The organism is Bacteroides gallinarum DSM 18171 = JCM 13658 (assembly GCF_000374365.1).
Taxonomy (GTDB): Bacteria; Bacteroidota; Bacteroidia; order Bacteroidales; family Bacteroidaceae; genus Bacteroides; species Bacteroides gallinarum.
In genome coordinates, this window is the sequence record NZ_KB894135.1 from 61,547 (window position 1) to 85,901 (window position 24,355).

Genomic DNA, 24,355 nt, shown 5'->3' on the forward strand with positions numbered 1-24,355 from the left:
TGCCAAGCTCACTCTCATTAAAACTTTTGCGGTATTTTTCCAGAACATCAAATTCTGTGAAGCCCAAAGTTGGGTGAATTTCGGAAATATTTTGTATCTTAGCCATATCTTAGTCGGGGAATTTCCCCCGTTTTGGCCTTCAAACCTTATTTGCGGGGGAATACCTAAAGATACAAAAAAGCCAGCTAATTCGCAATATTTTGTGTATGAATTAGTTGGCTGATTTTATATTATTTACTGAATGTCCCTATTCAGACTTCTTCCGGAGCACCACCATACAAGGCTAATTTTGCCATGTTCAGAATAGATAAACAATGAAAATGGCATGTGGAATGAGAAACTATACTCATGTACACATGCCATTTTATATTTTTAGGATACTACTGAATATCCCTCACCAATCTGTGTGAGCTCGTGTAATTCTGTGGTGAATTCCAGCATAACCCCGATTGCCGAATTTCGGAACTCGTTAAACAGCCCCTTCAATATAGTGTTTCCTTGAAACAATTACGTTCCTAATCCAGCTTCAGCACTGCCAGGAACGCTTTCTGCGGAACCTCCACATTACCGATTTGCTTCATTCGTTTCTTACCTCTTTTCTGCTTTTCCAGCAACTTGCGTTTACGGCTGACGTCACCGCCGTAGCATTTCGCCGTAACGTCCTTACGGACGGCTTTTATCGTTTCGCGGGAAATAATCTTGGCGCCGATAGCCGCCTGGATAGCAATATCGAACTGCTGTCTCGGAATCAGGTCTTTCAGTTTCTCGCACATGCGGCGCCCCAACTCATAGGCGTTATCGAAATGCGTCAATGTGGAGAGGGCGTCCACCGGCTCGCCATTCAGCAGGATATCCAGTTTCACCAGCTTGGACGGCCGGAAGCCGTTGGCATGATAGTCGAAGGAGGCATAGCCCTTGGATATGCTTTTCAGCTTATCGTAAAAGTCGATAACGATTTCACCTAACGGCATGTCATAATATATCTCCACACGGTTACCGGAGATGTACTCCTGCTTCACCAACTCGCCGCGCTTGCCCAGGCAAAGCGTCATAATGGGACCGATGTAGTCGGTAGTGGTAATCACGGAAGCACGGATATAAGGTTCCTCGATACGGTCTATCAGGGTAGGGTCTGGCATGCTACCGGGATTATGCACCTCAGTCATATGCCCCTGCTTGTCGTATATATTATAAGACACGTTGGGCACAGTGGTAATCACATTCATATCGAACTCACGGTCTAAGCGCTCCTGCACAATCTCCATATGGAGCAGTCCCAGAAATCCGCAGCGGAAGCCGAAGCCCAACGCCAGGGATGATTCCGGCTGGAAAGTCAATGAAGCATCATTCAACTGCAACTTCTCCAACGATGAGCGCAAGTCCTCGAAATCCTCTGCCTCGATAGGATATACGCCGGCAAAAACCATTGGCTTCACTTCCTCGAAACCGGCAATCGCTTCCTTGCACGGACGGGCGATGTGTGTAATCGTATCGCCCACCTTTACCTCCTTGGAAGTCTTGATACCCGAAATAATATAGCCTACATCTCCCGTACGCAACTCCTGACGGGGAACCATATCCATTTTCAATACACCGATTTCGTCCGCATCGTACTCCTTGCCCGTATTGAAGAACTTTACCTTATCTCCCTTACGAATTACTCCGTTTACAATCTTGAAGTAAGCTATGATACCACGAAAAGAATTGAATACGGAATCGAATATCAACGCCTGCAACGGTGCTTCTTCATCGCCTTCGGGATGAGGGATGCGCTCGATAACCGCAGCGAGGATTTCCTCGACTCCCATACCCGTCTTGCCGGAAGCACGGATTATCTCCTCGCGCTTACAGCCGAGCAACTCCACGATTTCATCTTCCACTTCCTCGGGCATGGCACTTGCCATATCGCACTTATTAATGACCGGAATAATCTCCAGGTCGTGCTCGATAGCCATATAAAGATTGGAAATAGTCTGCGCCTGCACGCCCTGCGAGGCATCCACAATCAGCAACGCTCCTTCGCAGGCGGCAATGGAACGGGACACTTCATACGAAAAGTCCACATGTCCCGGAGTATCAATCAGGTTCAGAATATACTTCTCGCCTTTGTACACATACTCCATTTGGATAGCATGGCTCTTAATGGTGATACCCCTCTCCTTTTCCAAATCCATGTCGTCCAGCATCTGTCCTTCGGTTACTTGTATCGTATTGGTAAACTCCAACAGACGGTCGGCCAGGGTGGACTTGCCGTGGTCGATATGGGCAATAATACAGAAGTTGCGTATATTCTTTTTCATTTGTTTCTAAAATTTCGGTGCGCAAAGATACGAAAAGGAGAAGACAAAAAAAAATGCGTTGATAACATATCAAATGTATCAACGCATTTTTTATAACATTCCAATCTCTTTCTTAGTTCAGCTTTACAAACAGTTCGCCTTCAACTTCTTGAGTAGAAATCTTGTCTTCTCTCAATAACCAGCCAAGACCTAAGAACAAATCCTTGTCTACCAATTTCGTAGCTTTCTTGATTTGTTTAGCAGTTAAACCCTCAGTTTCATTCAGTGCATTCCAAATTTTTCCTGCAGTTTCACCAGCTTTTTCTTTTAACATTTTCTTTTTGTTTTTTAGTTAGACATGCATCAAAATCCGTCTCCCCAAAAGAAAGAATCAGATTTTATTTCAGCGGCAAAGATAGTTATTTTTATGTTATATAACACGTTAACTGTATTTTTTTTCGTTTTTCTGTCAGAAAAACGGTTAATATCGTCCTATTTCTGCCGTTTTTCCAAGTATTCAGCCCATATCGCAGCCGCTTCTTCCACCATTTTCGCGCAAGGACGCTTGGCATAATACTGCCCCGTACGCGCTTCGGGAACGGACGAACCCTCCGGCTTCTTCAGCCCCAGCAGTTCGGCGCAAATCATCGACCCGTTACGCCTCTCGAACTCCGCGGCAAGTTCTTGCACCAGGGCATAATTGGCGGCTTTTCCCTCGCGGTCTTTACCGTCGACAGCGCCTTTCTCCAAACCCGCCAACAAAAACATACCGCAGGCAGCGCCGCATGTTTGACGCATCCGCCCGATACCGCCGCCGAAAGATGCCGACATACGCAGCGCCTGTTCTTCCGTAAATCCATACATATCTGCAAAAGCGGCCACTACCGACTGCGAGCAGTTATAGCCGCTTTTAAACAGTTCGACAGCCTTTTCTATTCTATCTTTCATCATCTTATTTCAGTCTGTAATTTCCAACAACATAGGACAATGGTCCGAATGCACCGCATCATTCAGGATACGCGCCTCCTTCAACATCGGACGCACCGGCTCGCTCACCATGCAATAATCTATACGCCAGCCCTTATTCTTTGCCCGCGAATTGAAACGGTAACTCCACCAGGTATATTCCTGCCGGTCGGGATGAAGCAGGCGGAAAGAATCTATGAATCCTTCATTCAGGAAACGGGTCATCCACTCTCTTTCTTCCGGCAGGAAACCGCTGTTCGTAGCATTACGGACAGGGTCGTGGATATCGATTGCCTCGTGGCAGATGTTATAGTCACCGCAAAGAATCAGCTTGGGACGGGTGCGCTGCAACTCCACCACATATTGCTGAAACTTTTCCAGCCACACCATTTTAAAGGCCTGGCGCTCGTCACCGCTTGTTCCCGAAGGATGATAAACGCTTACAATGGACAAATCGCCGTAATCGGCACGGATAAAGCGACCTTCGTTATCGTATTCTTCCATGCCCATGCCATATTCCACATGGTCGGGTTCGCGCCTGGTGAGGATAGCAACCCCGCTATACCCCTTCTTTTGGGCAGAATACAGATAATGCTTGTACCCCAACGCATCCAACGCTTCCGCCGGATACTGTTCCGGCTGCAACTTGGTTTCCTGCAGGCACAACACATCGGGTTGTTCGGCCGCCAACCATTCGGGCAAACCTTTAGTTACGGCAGCTCGCAAACCGTTTACATTGTAAGTTATAATCTTCATATCCGTGTATCTCTTAGTTTATCATTCTCTCTTTTCCGTTCCCTTTCCCATTCCAGCAGCCGCGTCTTACACTCCAATCCCCAATGATAGCCGCCGAGCGTTCCGTCCGTACGCAGCACCCGGTGGCAGGGAATCAGTACGGACACCGGATTATCGCCGATAGCCGAACCTACCGCCCGGCATGCTTTGGGATTTTGCAGCGCGGCGGCAATCTTGCTGTAAGTGGTCGTTTCGCCGAAAGGTATTTTCAGCAATTCCTTCCATACGCGCATCTGGAAGTCGCTCCCCCGCAGGTGCAAAGGTACTACTTCTATCCTTTCCTTATCCATAGACAAGGCAGCCAATGCCCTGCGCTGGTATTCGTCCGTGCGTTCTTCAAAGGAGGCTCCGGGAAACCGGCTTGTCATTTCAGCCAACGACGCCTCCCTGTCTCCGGTTACGAACGCCAGGTAACACACACCTTCGGATGTCGAGCCTATCAACATCTCTCCCAAAAATGTCTCTGCAAAAGAGTATCCGGCAACCAAGCCTGCAAGCTTGTGCGAATGTCCGCTGCCGGTCAACGGTTCTATTGTTACGAACCTTTCATTCAACAGATTGTAATTCATCAGAAACTGGATATTAATAACATAATGTTCAACACCGTTACGATAGCGGCAATCGTGTAAAGCACGAACGTGCTCCACCTGCTGTTTACGTATTGCCCCATTACCCTGCGGGACGAAGTAAGGCTTACCTGAAGGAATACGGTAAAGGGTAACTGGATGCTCAGCACCATTTGCGAAATCAGCAGCCCCTTGAAAGGGTCGCCGATAAAGAAAATCACCAGCAAGGCAATGCCCAAGGAGAGGATTACTCCCACCTGCGAGTGGCTGTCCTTAATGTGGTACGACTCTCCGAATATTCCGGCAAATATGGAACCCGCCGCCATGCCGCTCGTTATCGTGGAGGATATGCCCGCCATTAATAATGCGAGTGCAAACACTACGCCCGCACTGTTTCCCAACAAAGGTTCCAGCAGCGATTTTGCCTGCTGCAACTCCTCCACCTGGATGCCGCCCTTAAAGAAAGTGGCGGCCGCCAGCAATATCATCGCACTGTTGATAGCCCACCCCACAATCATGGAGAACAGCGTATCGAACAGTTCATATTTCAACACTTTACGGATAGAAGCATCGTCTTTCTTATTATACTCATGGCTCTGTATCACCTCGGAGTGGAGAAACAGGTTATGAGGCATCACCACGGCGCCGAGCACGCTCATGATAATCAGCATGCTCCCTTCCGGAAATGAAGGTGTCGTCCAGCCCTGCACTGCCACCGGCCAGTCTATTTTTACAAGAAAAAGCTCGTAGATGAAAGAAAGGCCTATCACGGAGACGAATGCAATAATGGAGCGTTCAATCTTCTTATAGGAATTGGTAAAAAGCATCACCGAGACGAAAACCGTAGTCAGCACCGAACCCCACACAATCGGAATGTCCAACAGCATTTGCAGTGCAATGGCTCCACCCAATATCTCTGCCAGGGAAGTAGAAATCGAGGCAAGCACAGCCGTTCCCAATATCGGCCGCGACACCCATTTGGGAGTATATTGCGTGGCTGCCTCCGAGAGGCACAAACCGGTTACAATGCCCAGGTGCGCCACATTATGCTGCAAGATAATCAGCATGACGGTGGAAAGGGTTACCACCCATAGCAGCGAATAACCGAACTCCGAGCCTGCTGCAAAATTAGACGCCCAGTTCCCCGGGTCGATAAACCCCACCGTAACCAATAAGCCCGGACCGATATATTTGAACACATCCAAACCACCCAGATAACGTTTGTGGTCTTTCCGCCGTAAGTCTTTAAAGATATTCTTCATTATGTTGTTCTTGTTTTGAGGACGTAAAAGTACTCAAATAAAAAAACAAATGCACTATAACTCGGTTCAAAACAAAAAGGAGCTGTATAAAAACCAAAAAGCACTTACAATTTATTTCTTTTCAGGTACGGATTACACAGATTTTCACGGTTCTTTTTAATCCGTTCCATGCAATCCGCGTAACCCGTACCTGGAAAGAAATCAGCAAGTATGTTTTTACACAACTCCTTTTTAATCAGAGCAGATTTAATATCCTATTTCGTGCAACGCCTTACATAACTGGTCTGGGCAGGAAGTAGGGCGTCCACCGCACCGGATACCTTCCAGGCGGGTAATCACCTCATCCACCGGCATGCCGGCAACCAGACGGGACAGGCCTTGCAGGTTGCCATTGCACCCGCCCCAAAATGCGACGTCCTTTACGATTCCGTTTTCTACTTCAAGCTCGATATTGCTGCTGCACGTACCTTTGGTCTTGTAAGTATAAGTCATTATTCTTCGCTTTCGGGCTTCATGTTAGTGTAAACCGTCTGTACGTCGTCGAACTCTTCCAGGCGTTCTACCATTTTATCAATCGTTTCACGATGTTCCGGCTCTACATCCTTCAAGTCGTTCGCGATGTAGGTAAACTCACCGCCGACATCCTCAAAACCTCCTTCTTCCAGGTGTTTCTGGATAGCGGCATAGCTTTTCGGGTCGCCATAGATAGTAACCGTGCCTTCTTCTTCATCCTCCTCATAGTCTTCATCGACATCGAAGTCAATCATATCGAGAATGAATTCTTCCATATCCATGCCGTCTTTCTTTTTGAAAGTAAACATGCATTTATGGTCGAACAAGAATGCCAGCGACCCCATTGTACCCAGGTTTCCGCCGAATTTATTGAATACGCTACGTACATCCGCTACCGTACGGGTAGGGTTATCGGTCAGGGTATCCACGAATATGGCTACACCATGAGGACCGTATCCCTCATAAGTCATGCTCTTGTAATCGCTCTGGTCTTTACCCATCGCATTCTTGATAGCACGCTCGATGTTGTCCTTCGGCATGTTCTCACGCTTGCAGGTTGCAATAACCGAACGCAACGTAGGGTTATTTTCCGGCTCAGGTCCGCCTGCCTTCACTGCTATTGCAATTTGCTTACCCAGTCTTGTAAAGGTCTTTGCCATATGACCCCATCTCTTCAATTTGGCAGCTTTTCTATATTCAAACGCTCTTCCCATTGGAACTAAATATTTATGATTTATGATTTTAGATTCATGATTTCGGGTTTATGATTTCTATCATATACCTTATATCTCACTCTTTATATTTATACTTCGTATTCTCTATGCTTTGTACTTTATATCCGTACTTTATGTTTTTATACTCTGTACCTTATACTTTTATTTTTTATGCTGTTGCTTTACAGCTTATGTTTCACACTCAGACCTTACGCTTTACATCCGCTTTTCTCAACGGAGTTTTGCGCCCAGTTTCTCCTCCAGGTTCTTCACCAACTTAGACATGATTTTGTCAATCATCTTATCGTTCAAAGTCTGGCTTTCATCCTGCAACAAGAAGCTTACAGCATACGATTTCTTTCCGGCTTCCAGGTTCTTGCCCTCATAAACATCGAAAAGAGTAACTTCTTTCAGCAACTTCTTCTCCGTTTCATAAGCAATCTTCTCGATTTCGGCAAACTGTACCTTCTTGTCGAGCAACAAAGCGAGGTCGCGTTTCACGGCCGGGAACTTAGAGATTTCAGTATAGTTTACTTTTACGTTCTTAATGGCTTTCATCAGTTCCTTCCAGTTCAGGTCGGCAAAATACACTTCATTGTCGATGTCGAACGCCTTTAGGAGTTTCTTCGTAACCACACCGAACGTAGCCAAACGCTTGCCGCCTCTCGTCTGTACGGACAAAGCCGCCGCATAAATATCGTCCGTCAGGTTGCCTACTACCAAATCGTGCATCTGCAATCCTAAACGGGCAAAAATGTTCTCGACATATGCTTTCAACTCGTATACGGAACTGTTCTCGTCCGGATGCGCCCATGAGTTGGAAACCCTCTTGCCGGTAACCCATAAACCCAGATGATAATCTTCCGAATAAGGAGCGAGTGCCTTCTCCGGATTACGTTTCTCCTCGTTGAAGTAATAGCAATTACCGAATTCGAAAAATCTCAAATCGGCATTCTTGCGGTTAGCATTATGAGAGATACTCTCCAGCCCTCCAAAGAGAAGTGTCTGGCGCATGGCGTTCAAGTCTGCGCTAAGCGGATTCATCAGCATTACGAGGTTCTTGGCGGGATAAGCTTCCAGTCCGTCATAATATGCGGCACGTGTCAGTGAGTTATTCAGAATCTCATTGAAACCGCAACCCACCAATTGTTCGGCCACCAGGTTCTGCAACCTGTTAGACTTGTCCCACTCGCCCTTGGTTGTCAGGCTGGACTTCAAGGCTGTAGGAATCTCTACATTATTATAACCGTAAATACGGAGAATATCTTCTATCACATCGCAATCGCGCTGTACGTCCACACGATAAGGCGGAACATCCAGCACCAGGCCTTCTGCCGTTTCTTCGACAATCTTCATCTCCAAGCTTGTTACGATGCTCTTTATCGTCTCTACCGGAATTACCTTGCCCACCAGGGAATGAACTTTTTCATAGGCAAGCTCTACCCGGAAATCCTGGGCAGGAGCTGCGCACACATCTTTTATATCGGAAGAAATTGTACCGCCGGCAAGCTCTTTCACCATTATCGCAGCCAGTTTCAGGCAGTAAAGGGTGATGTTCGGGTCGATACCTCTTTCAAAACGGAAAGAAGCATCCGTATTCAATCCATGACGACGGGCAGTCTTACGCACCCAGGTAGGATGAAAATAGGCACTTTCAAGGAACACGTCTTTCGTAGCTTCTGTGGAACCGGAATCCAGTCCGCCGAACACTCCGGCGATACACATTGCTTCTTCCCGGTTGCAAATCATCAGGTCGCGTTCGCTCAATTTGCGTTCCACACCGTCCAGCGTAACGAACGGAGTGCCTTCGGGCATTGTCTTTACAATCACCTCGCCGCCTTTAATCTTGTCTGCATCGAAGCAGTGCAGCGGCTGGCCGAATGCATGGACGATATAGTTCGTAACATCCACTACGTTATTTATCGGACGCAAGCCGATGATGCGGAGCTTGTTTTGCAACCATTCCGGACTTTCCTTTACAGTTACTCCTTTCACAGTTACTCCGGCATAACGCGGACAAGCCTCGCTGTTTTCCACCGTCACCTTGATGTCCAGGTCGTGGTTCTCAACGGCAAAAGCTTCTACAGAGGGTTTCTTCAAAGCGGTCGGCTTGCCATTCTGTACCAGATAGGCGTACAAGTCGCGGGCTACACCGTAATGCGAGCAGGCGTCGGCACGATTCGGCGTAATATCCACTTCCAGCACATAGTCGCTTTTGATGTTATAGTAATCTTTGGCAAGCGTACCCGGAACAGCAGTTTCCGGCAATACGATGATGCCTGCATGGTCTGTACCGATACCGATTTCATCTTCAGCACAAATCATACCATTGGATTCTACACCGCGGAGTTTTGATTTCTTGATTGTAAAGCATTCGTCGCCGTCATAAAGTTTCGTTCCCAAAGTAGCTACCACCACTTTCTGTCCGGCTGCCACGTTAGGTGCACCGCATACTATCTGTACAGGTTCGCCCTGTCCCAAATTTACGGTCGTAATGTGCATGTGGTCTGAATTGGGATGAGCTTCGCATGTCAGCACTTCTCCGATAACCAGGCCTTCCAGCCCGCCTTTAATGGTTTGCACTTCTTCCACACTTCCCGTCTCCAATCCGATAGAAGTCAGTGCAGCGGCAACTTCGTCCGGCGTCAAATCGAAATCGACATACTCTTTCAACCAATTATAAGAGATATTCATATCATTATTTTTTTATTGTTTCCAAAAGTGACCCGCAAAGTTAATAAGATTTTTTGGTTGGCAGGGAATTATCGGAGAAGAAAATAAAACAAAAACAGCCGGAACCGCTAAACTAAGCAATTCCGGCTGCGCCTAAAACAAAGTAACCGCTGTTACCTGTCGTTTATCAAATGTTCTTTTTTGCGAACAACAGAGGGTGTTCCAAGCTCCTCCCTCTCTATCACCTCAATATATCCGTCCTGCTCCAGCTCGAACAATGCGGGATATACCCGCAACTTGTCAGCGCCGGAGTTTTGGATAATGGCTTCCACTGTCGCCGCTGTTCCCGAAGTATCTATATAATCCTTGATTCTCTGGGTGTCAAGTGCTTTATAATTTATATCCATAAGTTCGCTTTTTTATTTTTTACTGCGATTGTACGATTTAAAGTTTATCTACTACTCAGGGCAGTTGTCTCCCCCCCTTTTAAGCATTTTCGAATAATACTATTATTTCCTACATCCATAAGAATAGTAACATGAGTACAATATCAAACCGAATATAAGGTATCGTCCTCAAAACTATCGTAAAACAGTAGCCACTGCATTGGTATGAGTATCCAATTTTAGTTCTCGCATAGGCTGATGAGGATTATCATATTCATCATCATTCACTACTCGGTCACTCCTCAAGATATGAGACTAAATTTTGAAGATTACCACCAAATTTATATCCACCACATAGTTTCAGTAACATTGGCTATCACTCCTATATGGCACACAAATTGAAAACAAATTTTTCCGAAAATGTTAGCAGTAGGATATCATGACTTAAATTCTATGAATAAAACACCTTTACTTTTATGTAAGGACAGAATATGAGGAACTTTGAGAATAGTTCTCTATTTTTATGAAGCTGTTTATTTAGTGAAAAAAACGATTATAAGATTTTGTAAACGACGTGAGTTTTGACGACCGTCCCACATTACTATAATCTCTACTCTTTCAGCTATTATTTAATAATAAATATGATTTTGCTTATAGAAAATATATATTAACCATATGAGGCTAAATAATCTAACCGTTTTCCCAAATACGGAGAAATTCTCAATGAGTCAGCAAAAGATATAATCTTGATAGCAACTCTATCTGCTATTTTCTTTCCGAAAAAGGACTGAATATACTGTAGAATATCCGAAAGCGTTTCTTTATATTTTCAGACACTCGAATACGAATATAATACCTCATATTGATGTGCAATTACTTTCCAACGATAACGTCTATACGCGATTTCCACCATATTTTCAGCATTTGTCTTAAAAGCCGAATATGGTTTCTGTAAAAGAGTTTCCAGCATCTCTGCAGAAGAGAAGTAATCAGCTTTTTGTTCTGTTGTTTCCCTATTATATATCACATCAAAGGCCAATATCGGCTTACCAAAAAACATAGCTTCTACCAACGAAGGATTCGTACCTCCTGCACTATGCCCATGTATGTAGAAGGAGCAATGGCTCCTCAATACATTTAAAGTCTTTACATAATATATAGGAGACAATAAATGGATATTCCCGTACCTGGCATATTTTTCTAACAAAGATTTTCCATACGGGCCCCTGTTCCAATTTCCAACAAAAAACAATTCTTTACCGGAAACTTTAAAAGCTTCTAGTATAACGTGCACATTGTTTTCCGGTTCTATCCGACATAAAGAAAAAGAGTAACTAATATTCTTCAGTCCGTATTTTTCTAATATCTGTTCCTCTACATCCGTAATATCACACAACACATGGTCGCCACCATAGGCTATCAGCTCCGCTTCTGTCCCATATTCCTTTTTCACATAATCCTGAATACCCTTATTATCAGCTATCACCACATCTGCATGCTTCACTGCCATCTTTTCTGAAAACTTCAAGAAAGCTTTGGCATATTTTCCCCATTTTTCACGACGATGTTCCAAACCATCGATATTGATTATTAGACACTTCTTAGAAAATAAACGGTATATTGGAAGAAAGCAACACCCAGAAACACCCAGTATCAAAATCACATCGCTTTTCTTCGTGGCCTTTATCAAAGAGACGATATCATATAGGATACTTTGGCTTCCATTGGCATCTAATGGAATATATTTTAAATCTGCATTTTTATAAACTAATTGTCGGTGAGAGTAGTTTTTAGCACTGCAATAAACCGTATAATGTATATCGTCTAAAGAATTACATCCTATGATATTCTCTACTAAAGATTCAAAACCACCATAGTTGGCGGGTACTCCTACAGTGCCTATAATTGAAATATTTCTCATAATAAAATCAATTTCCTAATAGCTTATCAATTCTATCAATCATGGAAACATAACTATAATTTGCAGATTTTTTTTTGGCATTTTCACAAAGTGACTGATACAAAAGCCTGTCAAATAATATTTTATTTATTTTATTTTCTATTTCTTCTAAATTTTGTACATCTATTCTATAACCATTTACTCCATCCTCAACCATTTCCGCAATACCACCTTCTGTAGGAACAATTACAGGTAACCCCATAGTCATAGCTTCCAAAACTGTTAATCCAAAAGTTTCTAATACTTTTTTTTTATTAGTAAGATTTAATACCAAAGATGCCCGTTCATAAAAAGGAAAAACATCTGATTGCCTATCCCATATTTCTAAATTTTCATGGTGCAAGATATTATACATTGCACAAAATTTATCAATATTCTTTTGAACATCATTTATTACCAGTAAAAAATGATATTGTGGTAACCTTTCAGACAATTGCACAAATTCTAAAATACCTTTATACAGTTTCAAAGAAGACAGCATTAGTACGGTCTTATAATCTCTTTCTACATAACATCCCCTACACCTTTCCTCATAATCAGCTGATAAAGAATTAGGAACAACAGTTGCATGTTCTTTTCTCCTTAAATTACTACGTTGAAAGTTAGAAACGCAAATGATATCATTAGCAAGCCATTGCATCATGAAAGCCAGTATTCTATAAAACAAACCTTTTGCAAAAGCATTTTCATGATAGTGGTAGACTACTTTTTTTCCCATCAATCTTCCTGCCAAAGCCGGCCCAACAGGCAACAATGTATTTATATAGAAAATGGCATCTTTACAAAAGATATAACGAAAGGAAAAGCAAAAAGTATATAGCTGTACATATAAGTATCGCAATATCGTAAATAGAGAATTATTTGAAAATAAATAATGATAACGATACATTTTTATATGCTTGTAAGAATTTAGCTCATCAAGTATTCCCTTATTTCGAGAGGTGACTAAGTCTATTTTATACCCTTTCATACATAGTCCTTTCAAAATTAAATTCAGAATTTTAGGACTCCCACTATAATCATTTAAAAGATGAAAACAAATAATTTTTTTCATAATATAACCAGCCCCACAATCTTCTTTGTTCTAACTCAAAAGAAATGGTAAATCAGACTTTAAACTCTGCTAGAACTTCTTTTCTTTTATCCAATATATTTACTAATATAACTCCAGCCGTCATCGGAACACCATCAAAAAGGATATGCCCAGCCAATGCTGAATGAAGGATAAAAAAAATAATAAGTGAAAATAAAACTAAACCTTTATTATAAGATTTTTTAATACACCACAAAACTATTCCGATATAACAAAAAATACCTATCAAACCATACATAAAAAAAATATCAAAAAAATCCATTTCTAACTGCTTAAATGGCATATCCTCGAAATAACTTGCTCTATAGCTCATAAAAACACCACCACCGATTATCAGCTTCAATATCCACATAGAAGAGTCATAGAATTCTGTAAATGCATCTATAACATAATTATCCCTACTACTTAACATAAAAGCTAAAGGACTGTCACTAATTTCGTAACGAAATACCACCACATCAAATACAGCCATGAATGCATCTTTCAGGTAATTCCAAAAATAAAAGATACTTCCTGCGAATAAACACAACAATAATATTTTATTATAAGATTTTCGAGTCGATATGAAAAAGAATATTGTTACAACAAAAAACAGTAATGCAGTTTTTGTTGCCAAAAGTAATAATGAGAGTAATAATATTAGTGATTTACAGATATCTATAAATGTTTTGTCTTTCTTCAATACACATAGTACACTTGCAATCCCCATAAATATACCTAACGCATTACCTGATGCATACAAACCTTTTTGACCAAAAGTTCCTTCAGTATAAGAACTGACACCTATTCCCAAAATAGCCGGGATAATAATACCTAATGCATACAGAAAGGCTGCAAATAAAAATACGTGCAATATCTTTACTATTGGGATTCCAGAATCTAACACAGTCTTTACAAAAAAATAAAGAAGTAACAAAAATACAATCTTGGTGGCGTAATTAAGTCCTGAAATAAACGGGAGTGGATTATCAATATAAAAAAAGCATGTGGATTCCACGAACAACATCCATAAAAGTAATATAATACATATCCTTACCTGCCTTTTACCAATACGGAAGAAAAGAATAAATAGAAATATTATCCTGTAGATCTGGGAGGGAGAACCTATAAAACCCTCAGGCATATCTAACTTAAAGATACAAATTCCTGTTAATAAATCACATATAGGTGATAAGATAAGAAATAATTTTAATAACAAGAAATTTCTATCTTCTCGTTTAATACTATAATTCATCAGTATAAAATGAAATGAGATAAATATAAAATATTAATCTACTATTTTTTACCTACCACCTTTTTCAGTAAAGCCACAGTCACCTTTTTCTTCTTTTGGTTTATATTGTCTATTAAACTCCAGTCAACAGCATCGTTATATGCAATTTTTATCATAGACAGTTCCTTGACTATATGCTTTTGCAAGCCGTATTGTGATAATAAAGTTTCAATCCTTGTATTATTCCCATTCTTTTTAGGGATTACAGCAAATCTTCTATGATACATGATTGAAAATACAGTACCATGAAAAGAATTGGTAATTACAAAATCAGCATTTTTAATATAGGATAAAAACTGCGGAATAGTTGGATATTTCTTAGCATATTTATCGAATCTTCCTTGACTTGCTACGTATATCATCTTTATCCCTATACCTTTCACGAAAGCAGCAATATCATCCATACTCATTTTAGTTTTTTGTTCCTCTTCCAACATATAAACTAAACAATATTTATCAGTACATGGATTTGAAGATAACAAACGATTATAATTTGACATATCAATCAGCAATGTAGGATCCGGAAATAACATAGCCCCATTGATACCGGCTTTTTTGCAAATTTCCAATGCCTTATATTCTCTCACTGTAACCATATCAAATTTTTTTAGATATGGAGTAATCTTTGAAATATATATATCCTTCAAAAAACTATTTCCATCTCCAAAACTGGCAGCAAATGAGATTCTTTTAGTTTCCTCCGAACCAAACTGAAGAAAAAATATGGGATTGGGATTTAATGCCCCCCATACCTGGTCGCTCCCCGTTATATAACAATCTGCAACTGGTGGATTTTGCATCAACTCTTTAGTAGAATAGATTTGCTCTGTATACAATATGTTTTCAGATAAGAAATCTGTAAATTTACGTTCATGTACTATATTACTTTTGTGTACTTTCCGCTCTGTTATTTTATTTTTTATTGCACATGGAATTCTCCAAGGTAACAAAAAATATTCCTTTAGCAACTTTGAAATCGAATTATCTTTCCAAAATGCGTATCGAATTAAAAAAGATTCATGCCCTAATTCTTTCAAAAATGTTTGTAGGGCAAACAACTGTAATAACTGTCCATAATTATCTTTACTACTCCAAAATGTAACAATACCTATCTTCATATACTAAAATCTTTTTCTATTGATTTACTAAAAGATTTATCTTTCTTCTTATCCTATATATTAATTTTAAAAGGCATCTTCTATATAAAGCATGAGGTATTAATAGAGATAAACTTTTCTTTTCAAGATTAGAGAAAAAATAATTTCTGTTTATGTTTGGATCTGCCGACTTTTCAATAGGTGAGTTATATCGTAATACATCCTCATAACAGATTTTTGTAGTGTCCAATTCTGCGATTAATTTTAATGAAGTATTCATACTGTTCACCATCATCACACTATATCCCCAATCATCATCTTTATTGCATAGCACTTTATTCATTCCCCAAAAATCAGCAATTGTTATATCACTTCCACTACTCAAACATTTTGCCGGACAATGATGACATGCCGGTCTTAAATACAAATTCTCTAAAAATCCTTTCATATATGTATTCTTAGAAAATACCTCTGATGATGAAACCAGCTTCTTCTCTCCATTATTATCAGATATGGAAAACGTAAAAGCACAGCTAAATTTTTTCCAACCTAAACGTTTATCTCTAAAAGAAATACTTGCAATCGAAATTCTTTTTTCAGATGCAGAATCAGAAGATACGGATTTAATAGACTGATTCATCACAAATTCTTTCAAATACATTCGCCAAACTTTTGGGCTTGGTACCCCATGACAGATAAAATCAACCGTCAATAAATTTTCATATGGCCTACGCAAAAAAAGTTTTAAACCTGCCACTTGACAAGGAGTACCTGAAAATAAGACCCTTCTTCCATTATCCAAAAAGTATTTTACTTTACTAAAGTTGTCTCCCATCCAACTTTGGACATACTTGGAGCCACGAAAGTCGGCTATTCCGTCTTTGGTCTCCGTATATCCATGAACGACTTTCCATTCTTCATTAAACTTTGCGCCAAAAACGACTCCACCTGTATTAATCACAGCCTCTGCTAATACAGTAAACACTCCACCAGAAGAACTTTGCAAACGAATTTTTTCATCTCTATTTTTTGCAGCGTATACATTTAGAGGTTTACGAGTTTTTCCCAAATGCAAAACAGGACATACCTTCTCACATAAATGACAATCAATGCAATTGTGTATGTTTACCGATGGATAAGAAAATCCTTCCTCGTCTTCTAACATCGTAATACATTGCTTCGGACATATTTGAATACAAGCTGAACATCCGCAACAATCTTTCTTATCTAAGATAGTTATCATTATAAACTACTAACTTGGTTCTTTACGTTTTTGAATAGAGAAACAAACTTTGTAAGCCAAAATCCTAAAAACATCATCAAAGAATTACTATATACTCTAAAAAAACTTTTAGGTAGTTGAGTTTTATAATCAGCTTCCAGTTTTTCCAATTCAGCTATATACGTCTTCAACATGCCATTAATCACTGCCAAATAGAAGATTTTCCATAAACTATGGTTAAGAATCTTAACTTTATCCAAATCTAATAATTCAGCAATTAATAAACGTTGTCTTAGATATTTAAAGGTAAACTGAATAAGTTCTTCCTTTTTCTCAAAATGAGAAAGTGAGTCCGGTAATATCCTATATGAAACCATAACTTCCGGAATGAAATAAAAATAGCCAGCCATACACATTGAGATATTTAAAATTGTTCCCTCACCGGCACAATAGGGAGTTGAAATTAATGGCTCATACTTATCACAACCATATAAATAGCTATCTTTCCTGAAACATGCTGAACTTCCTAAAGGATAATCAATATCACCTAAAGCAAATGCAAATGCAGCTTCAATTCCCTTTTTATTGAGAGCTACACATTTCCAAGTTTTAACATCGCTTATAGTCTTTTTAGTATCACTTTCAAATTTCCGATAACCAGTATATACAATAGAAATTTCCGAATGCATTTCAAGAATATCCACTTGCCGCTGAAGTTTATCCACAGCGTTCCAATAATCATCACCATCCAGTGTTGCAATATATTTTCCCTTTGCTTCTTGTATTGCATTGACATAATTCCGCGCAACCATTAGATTCTTTTCATTAAAAATCAATTTAAGCAGTTTTGAATATTTCTTTTGCAAATTACACAGTAATTGCCGCTCTCCATCATTACTACCATCGTCTGCAACAATTACTTCAAAAGGATAACTACATTGCTGGGTAAGGACAGACAATATAGTTTCTTCAATATATGCAACCTGATTATAAGTAGCTATTACAACCGATACTATAGGGTTTTGAATAAAGTCTGATGAAACAATTATCATTTTAGGGTTTAAATTGATTTATGGCACTAATTACTGTTCTCACTTCAACTTCCTCCATAACCGAAGACATGGGAATAGATAGGATTTCCTTTTGTATACGTTCAGACAACTCACACGAAGCTGTAGCATACTCTTTATAGCATGATTGCTTATATACCGGCGTAGGGTAATGAATCAAAGTTTCTATACCATTTTGCGTCAAATGATTCTTCAACTGCTCCCGATAAAGTGTACGAATTACAAATAGGTGGAATACATGACTATCAATATCGTCTTCTATTATTTTTGGAAGTATTATATAAGGATTCTGTATCTCAGTCATATAACGTTTAGCTATCATCTTTCGGATATGATTTCTCTCGTCAATACGTTTTAGTTTTACAGATAAAAAAGCCGCCTGTATTTCATCCATTCTGCTGTTCAATCCTTTATAATCATGCACATAACGTATTATAGAACCATAATTGGCTAACGCTTTTACAATATAAGCTAATTTTTCATCATTCGTAGCTACAGCACCGCTATCACCTAATGCTCCCAAATTTTTACCTGGATAAAAGCTAAATCCTGCCGCATCGCCTAAATTTCCTGTATGAATGCCATTCCATTTTGCACCGATACCTTGAGCATTGTCTTCAACGACTTTCAACCCATATTTTTCTTTTAATTCTTTCAACTTACATGACCAACATGCTTGACCGTAGAGATGTACAATGACCACAGCTTTTGTACGTGGTGTAATAAATAACTCTATTTTTTCAATATCAATATTATATGAATCTTCAGAAGGGTCAACAAAAACCGGAACTAAGTTATTGTCTGTAATTGCCAAAACTGTGGCAATATATGTATTAGCCGGAACTATTACTTCATCTCCATCTTCCATAATCCCCATTTCTTTGTATGCACGAAAGATAAGACGCAATGCATCCAACCCATTACCACAAGGGATAGCATATTTACAACCTATATATTCTTTTAAGTCATTAGCAAACTTTTCATTCCATTTTCCGTTTAGAAACCACCCTTCATCTATAATTTGAGCAGTCACGGATTTCAGCTCATCTGCATACAAGGCATTCACTTTTTGTAAATCTAAAAACTTTATCATATCAAACTATTTTTAAAGTTTATATAGTCATCATAATTTCTAATATAATCCTCTGTGTCATAATGTTCTGATGCCAAAACCAAACAAGTAGCTCCAGCCGAGAAATTTACTAAATCACGCCAAATACCAGGCGGTATCAATAAACCATAATAGGGCCTACTCAACGTAAATGTTCTTTTATTAAAACCATCATCTAAAGTAATATCAAAACTACCTCCAACAGAAACGATAAACTGTTGTAATTTTTTATGTGCATGAGCCCCACGAGATTGCCCACCAGGAATATCATAAAGATAATAGGCTCTTTTTATGTCAAAAGGAATGGAATGCCCATTTTCCATAACAGATAAATTTCCAAGTTCACTTGTATGTTTATCCAATTCTAATAAAGTACAATCAAAAACAGATGTTTTATGTGCGTCATATTCTTGAGCTTTTACCATCCTATTGATAATTTCACTATCATTCCAATCTTTACGATAAGTTTTTCTTTGATATACATTATAATTGTCAATATAGTCTGCTACATCAAAATATGTCGATGAAAGTACCAAAGCTAAAGAATTACTAGAAAAATTGCACAATTCTCTCCATATGCCAGCTGGTACATACAGACCATAATAAGAACGATTTAATGAAATTGTCTTATTACCTTCACTTTCATGTAGTATGACATCAAAGCTACCAGACATAGCCACTATAAACTCCTGAGTTTCAATGTAAGCATGTCCTCCTCGAGTTTGCCCACCAGGAACATCATAAATCCAATGTGCTCTTTTTATTTCAAAAGGAATATGTTGCAAACTTTCAATAAAAGATAAATTACCACGTTTATCTAAAATTTTAGGTAAAGCTATAAGCCTACTCTTTTCTTCCATTTAATTTAGATTTTATAGCTGTTAATAAAACTGTCCGTTGTGAGTGGCTCAGACAGATATAAAAAGACAGAAGCAAAGAACTAAAACTACAACAAATAAATATCATAAATAATCTAGCCCAAGTAACATCCATATTCTCCCTAATAATCAATCCTATAGACAAAGAAATAAATGTTACGTAGATTAAACGGACAATTATCTTACTGAAATAGGCCATAGGGGAAAATTTTCTTATATATCTATGAAGCCAAAACAAATTTATAGGAATTGCCAATAAAGGAGTAAGTAGATTATAAACATATGGAGTATACGGTTCCGCTTGACATTTAAATAAGATATACGAAATTGGTATCACAAATAAATATAAACATCCCAATTGTAAACTAGTTTCTTTTATACGTCCTGTTGCATCTATACCTATCATCAAAAAACGCCCAGAATTTGAGAAAAGATCCATTAATAAAGCCAACTGACAGAAGCAGACCGCATAGTCAGGTACTTCCTTTAACCATATATGCAGAATAAAGTCCATCTCAAAAATCAAAGGGGTAACTATTATTAAATAAAGTACATAAGTAATAATACTCCCCAAAGAAATAAGATTAATCATTTCACTATATGATTTCGCTGCATAAGTTTTAACTATTTGAGGACGAAAAGCAGTCATCACATTAGTAGCAAAAGACATTGCGGCTGTTTGTACCTGCATGGCAATTCCTGCAGCTGCATTCATAACAGCTCCAAAAAAAATATTTAATAAGATATTAACACCTTGAGTACGTGCAACCAAACTAGCATTTCCAAATAAATCCCAACCAGAATAAGACAATAAAGGTCTTAGAAATTCCCTATCTAAAGAAAGCTTAAACTTACAATGCTCCCATTTATTTATGCAATATAATCTATACAATAATGTAACACTTATCTGTGTTAACATAACTATTGCCCCATAAAAAATCAATTTATTAGTATCAATGATTAAAAGCAAATAAACAGACAGAAGTTTTAACCCTACGTTCACCAATTCAAAATAGGCATATATATTCATTTTTTCGTGGGCAATGATACTTGCATTATAAGGAACTTGAGTAAAAGAAAATATCATTGTCACGATTGAAAATTGTAAAAGCCATTTAGCCTCGTACATTTTGGTAGCAGGAATTGTTAGTTCGTTTTCCAAGAACCAAACACCAAAAGTCTCTCCTATGAGGAACACGATTAAAGCAATAATTATATGTATAGTTAAAGCTACAGAAAAAACTGTTTGTACTTTTGAAGAATTCTTTCCTAATTCAAATGTAATAAAACGTGAAGTTGCTCCTGACATAGTAGCATTTAGAAATGAAAGCATAGCTACCAGCCCTCCTACAACATTATAAATACCATAATCTTCAATACCCAAAATACTTAATACAACCCTTGTTGTATAAAGATATATTCCCATGCTTAAAAGCATACGGATATATAAAAAAATAGTATTTTTAGCTATCAAATGATTATTAGCCATTATAAGTGAACATTGGAATGCATGCCTAAGAAAGGCACCTTAAGACAACTTTTTATAAATTAAAACAGTTAAACTTTCAGTTATTATTTACTTCCCGATAATTAATTTCGTTTCAATGACCATATTTGAGTATCCCCCTAATAAAGTTACTTATCAAAATCTTCATTTTGTGAACATAGCAGCTACTTCTTCGTCATTAGCAAAGTCAGTTACTTCAGACTTCTTCGTTTAATTCTTTTTCGATAAAGCAACAAGGTATTTCATCCTCATTCGGCAATTCCAAGTACTGCTGTAGTTTATCTTTATTACCAGTAACGCCAATAGAAGTTATAGTTTTGTTATTTAATGATTTATAATTAAGTATTATACACCCAACTCTGAATCCCTTGCTTTCATGACAATATATCTTTGTTTGTTTAGGATTTAATTCCTAACAAACAAATATTTTACTTTTTATCCCTCAAATAATCCCACCACAAATTCAGCCCTACCCAAATCACGATATCAGTTACCAACATCGCTGTATTATTCACATAAGGCATCAGCAAAATATTGGCTGCACTGAAAGCACAAGACATGCAAAGCAAGCTCAGCATTGCCTTTCTCGGTGACAGACCTATCGCCAACAATTTATGGTGGATATGATTTTTATCCGGTTCAAAAGGACTATGCCCCTCACGAATGCGGACTAAGACGACACGAACGACATCGAACGCAGGGATAATCATTGTACTGAAAGCTATGATGAAAGCACCTTCGGTATAAGGCATGACATCCGTATTCAACTGACTGTATTTTATAGCAAGGAAACTGAGGGTATAACCTAAAGTCAGGCTACCCGTATCGCCCATAAAAATCTTACGGGCACGTTCCACGCTACCGAAAACATTGTAATAAAAAAATGGCACAAGTACGCCGAAAGTACCGGCAGAAAGCATGGCATAGCTCCACAACCCCTTACTGATAAACAAAAAGGTAAAAATTAATAATGCCACACTGCTCAAACCGGAAGCAAGGCCGTCGATTCCGTCAATCAGGTTGATAGCATTGGTGATGAAAACTATCGTCAATACAGTAAAGGGCATACCGACATACGCCGACAGTTCGTGTATGCCGAACAAACCGTACAAATCGTTTATCCAAAGCCCTGATAAAGGGAAAAGACAGGCACAGAAGATTTGGATTACAAACTTCTGGCGATAACGGACACCGACAAGGTCGTCGGCGATACCCGTCAGGTAAAGCAAGGTCATTCCGCAGGCAAACAACAATAACTCCGGTAACAGATAACTTGCATAGACCGTCGAAACACTATCGCCACACAGCAACCGGAAAGCGTAGACGAGACAGAAAGAGAACAAAGTGGTTGGGAAGAAAGATACGCCTCCCAAACGGGGTATCGCCTTCTTATGCACCTTGCGGTTATCCGGAATGTCAAAAAGTTTCTTGCGAAGGGATATCAACAAGATACGGGGTATCAGGATACGGGCGATAAATGCCGATATCAAAAAGGTAAGAACGATAAAGAAAAAGTTCACTATGATAATCGATGTTTAGTGATTAGCAATCAATAGCTGAAAACTTAAACGTAGTGACTAAGGGGGGGGTAAAGACTGTCAGACCGGATTAATCTACAATCTCGAAAGGATACTGGTTTTCCTCCATATTCTTCAGTTCACCGATAATTTCTATCTGTTCGGGAGTTAAAGAGGATACATCCCAAGTATCAATAATAGCATGCGCTTCTTTGGCAAGTTCTTCTTCATAAACCTCGCCATAGCAATAAGTCAGAAGACGTACTTTTAAAAGCGAAGCCGGGAGCTTGTCGAGAATATTCCAGCAGCGGTCGAGCAGATGCTGGATATATTGCTGCTTACGCCCATTGTCATAGAAAGTAGCATTCAACGCCACCAGAATGGCAAGGCAGAGTTCGGCCTCTTCTTCCGGAGTACTACCTTCCAAAGTACTATACAACTTAAGTGCCTGTTCATAAACTTCGCGGTTCAAACGGGCGAAGTGGTCGCTGTAAATGGGACTGCCGTCCATGCCCAAATTCAAAAGCTCATGGGCAAGAGTGTACAAAGATGAAACGTGGTCGTTCATTTTATCTAAAAATATAGAAGTTATTGAGTTACAAAATTTTTAGTCAGTATTTATCGGTTCTATAAGTGAAGAGTGGATAAATGTAGTGGCAACCGCCATAACACCTTCTATATTCACAACCACACGACGGTCGTGACGAAGGCGGACAAATTCGCCGACAGCCCCTTCGAAAACTCCGCCGGTGATACGTACCTTAGTACCTTTCACCAGTTTCAGTTCTTCCGGTTCCACATAAATAACGGCTTCATCATACGTGCCTGCAACCAATATGAAACTACGCATCTGTGCATCCGGAATAATAACCGGTTGGCGGGTTTCCCTATTCATAATGTAGCGGACAGGTATATTCAGCGCAAGATTGTTTTTGATTTCATCGATACATGCACGGGTAGAACGGACAAAGACCAAATTGTGTATGGCAGGGACAAGCTTGCGGACACGGCGTTCATTCCTTATTATATACTCGTAATGCATAGGAATGAAATTCTCTATATTTTCCTTATCCAAAAACTCTTTCAGAGCCAACTCACGGCTATAAGTCACGCGGACAGCATACCAGTGTAGCTGGCAATCTTTGTTCGATTGGCAATCGGAAACGCATTGCAGTTCGGATTCGGCCTTTTCTGATGAACAGGACATTACGTAAGAATCGTAAAATTTCGGGTTAAATAGAAGCTTGTGAAAAGGACATTCTTTGGGGACACCGGAGTAACGAAGTACCTCCCGGTCAATTCATGTAATGCAATTATAGTCAATAGTTTAGTCTGCATCCATATTATCCCAAAATTCCCCACTATCACAGAAAGAGAACGTTGAAACAGTTATGTGATATTAATAAGCTCTTAAAAGGCTATAAGCGAACGATTTAAAAACGAATATGTTTTTTTAGACGTTCGTTTAATAAAC

22 protein-coding genes are annotated in these 24,355 nt (G+C 39.4%); all 22 read right to left on the minus strand.

The annotated features are described in order from the left end of the window. Positions 1-515 precede the first annotated feature (515 nt). A complete protein-coding gene (lepA, locus tag C233_RS0112840) occupies positions 516-2,300 on the minus strand; it encodes a translation elongation factor 4 (RefSeq protein WP_018667974.1) in 1,785 nt (594 codons plus the stop codon). 112 nt (positions 2,301-2,412) lie between these two features. Continuing rightward, a complete protein-coding gene (locus C233_RS0112845) occupies positions 2,413-2,613 on the minus strand; it encodes a winged helix-turn-helix domain-containing protein (RefSeq protein WP_018667975.1) in 201 nt (66 codons plus the stop codon). A 158-nt stretch (positions 2,614-2,771) separates the two neighbouring features. Beyond that, positions 2,772-3,230, minus strand: coding sequence for a C-GCAxxG-C-C family protein (locus C233_RS0112850; RefSeq protein WP_018667976.1), 459 nt, complete (start codon positions 3,228-3,230; stop codon positions 2,772-2,774). A 6-nt stretch (positions 3,231-3,236) separates the two neighbouring features. Beyond that, positions 3,237-4,001, minus strand: coding sequence for an exodeoxyribonuclease III (locus C233_RS0112855; RefSeq protein ID WP_018667977.1), 765 nt, complete (start codon positions 3,999-4,001; stop codon positions 3,237-3,239). Further along, positions 3,998-4,609, minus strand: a complete 612-nt coding sequence (locus C233_RS0112860; RefSeq protein WP_018667978.1) for a methylated-DNA--[protein]-cysteine S-methyltransferase — start codon at positions 4,607-4,609, stop codon at positions 3,998-4,000. Before C233_RS0112860 ends, C233_RS0112855 begins: the two co-directional genes overlap by 4 nt. Beyond that, positions 4,609-5,868: an Nramp family divalent metal transporter gene (locus C233_RS0112865; RefSeq protein ID WP_018667979.1), complete on the minus strand. Its 1,260-nt coding sequence runs from the start codon at positions 5,866-5,868 to the stop codon at positions 4,609-4,611. Before C233_RS0112865 ends, C233_RS0112860 begins: the two co-directional genes overlap by 1 nt. A gap of 246 nt (positions 5,869-6,114) precedes the next feature. After that, the gene (locus C233_RS0112870; protein WP_018667980.1) at positions 6,115-6,360 is read right to left on the minus strand and encodes a TIGR03905 family TSCPD domain-containing protein; all 246 of its coding nucleotides are present in this window, start codon (positions 6,358-6,360) and stop codon (positions 6,115-6,117) included. Beyond that, a complete protein-coding gene (locus tag C233_RS0112875) occupies positions 6,360-7,094 on the minus strand; it encodes a YebC/PmpR family DNA-binding transcriptional regulator (RefSeq protein WP_025069157.1) in 735 nt (244 codons plus the stop codon). Before C233_RS0112875 ends, C233_RS0112870 begins: the two co-directional genes overlap by 1 nt. Before the next feature lie 231 nt (positions 7,095-7,325). Next, positions 7,326-9,788, minus strand: coding sequence for a phenylalanine--tRNA ligase subunit beta (pheT, locus tag C233_RS0112880; RefSeq protein WP_018667982.1), 2,463 nt, complete (start codon positions 9,786-9,788; stop codon positions 7,326-7,328). A 152-nt stretch (positions 9,789-9,940) separates the two neighbouring features. After that, a complete protein-coding gene (locus C233_RS0112885) occupies positions 9,941-10,174 on the minus strand; it encodes a hypothetical protein (protein WP_018667983.1) in 234 nt (77 codons plus the stop codon). A gap of 808 nt (positions 10,175-10,982) precedes the next feature. Further along, positions 10,983-12,074, minus strand: a complete 1,092-nt coding sequence (locus C233_RS0112890) for a DUF1972 domain-containing protein (protein WP_018667984.1) — start codon at positions 12,072-12,074, stop codon at positions 10,983-10,985. 7 nt (positions 12,075-12,081) lie between these two features. Then, positions 12,082-13,167 (minus strand): glycosyltransferase family 4 protein, encoded by a 1,086-nt coding sequence (locus C233_RS0112895; RefSeq protein WP_025069156.1) that lies wholly within the window; start codon positions 13,165-13,167, stop codon positions 12,082-12,084. Positions 13,168-13,219: 52 nt separating this feature from the next. After that, a complete protein-coding gene (locus C233_RS0112900; RefSeq protein ID WP_081626124.1) occupies positions 13,220-14,440 on the minus strand; it encodes an O-antigen ligase family protein in 1,221 nt (406 codons plus the stop codon). A 41-nt stretch (positions 14,441-14,481) separates the two neighbouring features. Next, a complete protein-coding gene (locus tag C233_RS0112905) occupies positions 14,482-15,597 on the minus strand; it encodes a polysaccharide pyruvyl transferase family protein (protein ID WP_018667987.1) in 1,116 nt (371 codons plus the stop codon). Between the two features lie 16 nt (positions 15,598-15,613). Beyond that, on the minus strand, positions 15,614-16,819 hold the full coding sequence (locus C233_RS0112910; protein WP_026314851.1) for a Coenzyme F420 hydrogenase/dehydrogenase, beta subunit C-terminal domain: 1,206 nt from the start codon (positions 16,817-16,819) through the stop codon (positions 15,614-15,616). After that, on the minus strand, positions 16,819-17,850 hold the full coding sequence (locus C233_RS23260; protein WP_018667989.1) for a glycosyltransferase family 2 protein: 1,032 nt from the start codon (positions 17,848-17,850) through the stop codon (positions 16,819-16,821). The genes C233_RS0112910 and C233_RS23260 overlap by 1 nt, the downstream gene beginning before the upstream one ends. A 1-nt stretch (position 17,851) precedes the next feature. Further along, complete coding sequence (locus C233_RS0112920) at positions 17,852-18,961, minus strand: DegT/DnrJ/EryC1/StrS family aminotransferase (RefSeq protein ID WP_018667990.1); 1,110 nt, start codon at positions 18,959-18,961, stop codon at positions 17,852-17,854. Further along, on the minus strand, positions 18,958-19,839 hold the full coding sequence (locus C233_RS25075) for a sugar 3,4-ketoisomerase (protein WP_018667991.1): 882 nt from the start codon (positions 19,837-19,839) through the stop codon (positions 18,958-18,960). Before C233_RS25075 ends, C233_RS0112920 begins: the two co-directional genes overlap by 4 nt. Further along, complete coding sequence (locus tag C233_RS0112930) at positions 19,823-21,346, minus strand: MATE family efflux transporter (RefSeq protein WP_018667992.1); 1,524 nt, start codon at positions 21,344-21,346, stop codon at positions 19,823-19,825. Before C233_RS0112930 ends, C233_RS25075 begins: the two co-directional genes overlap by 17 nt. A gap of 446 nt (positions 21,347-21,792) precedes the next feature. Further along, on the minus strand, positions 21,793-22,884 hold the full coding sequence (locus C233_RS0112935) for an MraY family glycosyltransferase (RefSeq protein ID WP_018667993.1): 1,092 nt from the start codon (positions 22,882-22,884) through the stop codon (positions 21,793-21,795). Positions 22,885-22,972: 88 nt separating this feature from the next. Continuing rightward, positions 22,973-23,449, minus strand: a complete 477-nt coding sequence (locus C233_RS0112940; RefSeq protein WP_018667994.1) for a UpxZ family transcription anti-terminator antagonist — start codon at positions 23,447-23,449, stop codon at positions 22,973-22,975. A 39-nt stretch (positions 23,450-23,488) separates the two neighbouring features. Further along, positions 23,489-24,088 (minus strand): UpxY family transcription antiterminator, encoded by a 600-nt coding sequence (locus C233_RS0112945; RefSeq protein ID WP_018667995.1) that lies wholly within the window; start codon positions 24,086-24,088, stop codon positions 23,489-23,491. Between the last annotated feature and the right edge of the window lie 267 nt (positions 24,089-24,355).

Bases quoted from the DNA above. Each gene is read 5' to 3' on its own strand.
- lepA (WP_018667974.1), bottom strand. From the start codon at position 2,300: ATGAAAAAGAATATACGCAACTTCTGTATTATTGCCCATATCGACCAC.
- C233_RS0112845 (WP_018667975.1), bottom strand. From the start codon at position 2,613: ATGTTAAAAGAAAAAGCTGGTGAAACTGCAGGAAAAATTTGGAATGCA.
- C233_RS0112850 (WP_018667976.1), bottom strand. From the start codon at position 3,230: ATGATGAAAGATAGAATAGAAAAGGCTGTCGAACTGTTTAAAAGCGGC.
- C233_RS0112855 (WP_018667977.1), bottom strand. From the start codon at position 4,001: ATGAAGATTATAACTTACAATGTAAACGGTTTGCGAGCTGCCGTAACT.
- C233_RS0112860 (WP_018667978.1), bottom strand. From the start codon at position 4,609: ATGAATTACAATCTGTTGAATGAAAGGTTCGTAACAATAGAACCGTTG.
- C233_RS0112865 (WP_018667979.1), bottom strand. From the start codon at position 5,868: ATGAAGAATATCTTTAAAGACTTACGGCGGAAAGACCACAAACGTTAT.
- C233_RS0112870 (WP_018667980.1), bottom strand. From the start codon at position 6,360: ATGACTTATACTTACAAGACCAAAGGTACGTGCAGCAGCAATATCGAG.
- C233_RS0112875 (WP_025069157.1), bottom strand. From the start codon at position 7,094: ATGGGAAGAGCGTTTGAATATAGAAAAGCTGCCAAATTGAAGAGATGG.
- pheT (WP_018667982.1), bottom strand. From the start codon at position 9,788: ATGAATATCTCTTATAATTGGTTGAAAGAGTATGTCGATTTCGATTTG.
- C233_RS0112885 (WP_018667983.1), bottom strand. From the start codon at position 10,174: ATGGATATAAATTATAAAGCACTTGACACCCAGAGAATCAAGGATTAT.
- C233_RS0112890 (WP_018667984.1), bottom strand. From the start codon at position 12,074: ATGAGAAATATTTCAATTATAGGCACTGTAGGAGTACCCGCCAACTAT.
- C233_RS0112895 (WP_025069156.1), bottom strand. From the start codon at position 13,167: ATGAAAAAAATTATTTGTTTTCATCTTTTAAATGATTATAGTGGGAGT.
- C233_RS0112900 (WP_081626124.1), bottom strand. From the start codon at position 14,440: ATGAATTATAGTATTAAACGAGAAGATAGAAATTTCTTGTTATTAAAA.
- C233_RS0112905 (WP_018667987.1), bottom strand. From the start codon at position 15,597: ATGAAGATAGGTATTGTTACATTTTGGAGTAGTAAAGATAATTATGGA.
- C233_RS0112910 (WP_026314851.1), bottom strand. From the start codon at position 16,819: ATGATAACTATCTTAGATAAGAAAGATTGTTGCGGATGTTCAGCTTGT.
- C233_RS23260 (WP_018667989.1), bottom strand. From the start codon at position 17,850: ATGATAATTGTTTCATCAGACTTTATTCAAAACCCTATAGTATCGGTT.
- C233_RS0112920 (WP_018667990.1), bottom strand. From the start codon at position 18,961: ATGATAAAGTTTTTAGATTTACAAAAAGTGAATGCCTTGTATGCAGAT.
- C233_RS25075 (WP_018667991.1), bottom strand. From the start codon at position 19,839: ATGGAAGAAAAGAGTAGGCTTATAGCTTTACCTAAAATTTTAGATAAA.
- C233_RS0112930 (WP_018667992.1), bottom strand. From the start codon at position 21,346: ATGGCTAATAATCATTTGATAGCTAAAAATACTATTTTTTTATATATC.
- C233_RS0112940 (WP_018667994.1), bottom strand. From the start codon at position 23,449: ATGAACGACCACGTTTCATCTTTGTACACTCTTGCCCATGAGCTTTTG.
- C233_RS0112945 (WP_018667995.1), bottom strand. From the start codon at position 24,088: ATGTCCTGTTCATCAGAAAAGGCCGAATCCGAACTGCAATGCGTTTCC.